Annotated in this window: 2 protein-coding genes; both read left to right on the forward strand. The window is 48.2% G+C overall.

From position 1 onward, the window contains the following. The first annotated feature begins 34 nt into the window (after nt 1-34). Complete coding sequence (locus ACYU87_RS27510) at nt 35-430, forward strand: hypothetical protein (RefSeq protein WP_461137214.1); 396 nt, start codon at nt 35-37, stop codon at nt 428-430. A gap of 23 nt (nt 431-453) precedes the next feature. Beyond that, nucleotides 454-1,344, forward strand: a complete 891-nt coding sequence (locus ACYU87_RS27515; RefSeq protein WP_461137215.1) for an IS3 family transposase — start codon at nt 454-456, stop codon at nt 1,342-1,344. Nucleotides 1,345-1,379: the final 35 nt, after the last annotated feature.

Genomic DNA, 1,379 nt, shown 5'->3' on the forward strand with positions numbered 1-1,379 from the left:
CGTATGCTACTGGAAAATCTAGTCAAAATCCAGTATGAATACGTATCTTAATGATTTGTTAGGCTATAAGAAAAAGAAAACTCGACACCTATTCCGATGGAAGGTTGTCGAAGCCTATCGGGCCGAACGAGTCCAGGCCTCCGAACTGGAAGAAACCCTGGGCATCCCTATGAAGGAGCTGCGCCGTCTCAACCGCAACTACTTTAGACTCCGTTTACTTCCCCTTTTACAACCCAAAAACCGCCGAAAAACCATGAAACGAGACGCGGATTATGTCAAAATGCTGGAACGCAAACTAGCTGACATGGAGAAGGAGAATCAGTTTCTCCGCTTACAAGCTGAGGCTTACCAAACGGTGATCCAGATCGCCGAAGAGCAATTTAACATTCCAATCGTAAAAAAGCCTGGCGCCAGGCGGCCGAAAAATTAACTCGTCGCTACCCCTTAGTGGGGATGGAGGTAATTTGTAAGCTGTTTGGCCGAGTGAGACAAGCCTGGTATGCGGCTACCCGGCGACAGGAGAAGATGGGTTTTCAGACGGATGCTATCTTGCAGGAAGTCAGGCGAATTCGTCGTGACATACCGGGCATGGGCACCCACAAGCTGCATCATGAAATGCGGGTATTTTTAACCCGGCATCGCATCAAACTGGGTCGGGATCGCTTGCATGCGCTCTTGAAAGAGAACGGCATGTTGGCTAAACGAAAAGCCCAAAAGGTCACGACAACTCAATCGAATCATACTCATTTTAAATACCCCAACAAGGTCAAGAATGTGATTCCTTCTCGGGCTAATGAGCTGTGGGTGAGCGATCTGACATATATCTCAGTGGGTCAAACTTACGCGTATCTGTACATCATTATGGATGCTTTTTCGCGTAAGATCGTGGGCTGGTCGTTTGAGAAAACGATGCATGCTCAAGGGGCTTTGAGGTCACTGAATATGGCTTTGTTAGCCCGGAAAGATATTAGCCAGTCGTTGATCCACCATTCCGATCGGGGCGTCCAATACTGTTCCTGGGCATACGTGCAACGATTGCGGCAAGTGAATGCCACTATTAGTATGACTGAGTCAGGGGATCCTAACGAGAATTCGATGGCTGAACGCGTGCTACAATCCCTAAAGGATGATTGCAAGCTGAGCCGTACCTTTACTTCTTTCGCGGCAGCTGCCGAGGGTATCGAACGAGCGATTACGGCTTATAACACGGTGCGTCCGCACGCTTCGCTGAATTATTTAACTCCGCACCAGATGCACCAGCGAAAACGTAAAGTCAAGTTACGCTGGTACCCGTACAAGAAAGTGCGGTACGGAAATGTGCAATACGAGGGTCTCTTACGGTGATTTTAATAACTGTCCAATCTAATCAGTAGCATACG

The organism is Spirosoma lituiforme (assembly GCF_054776635.1).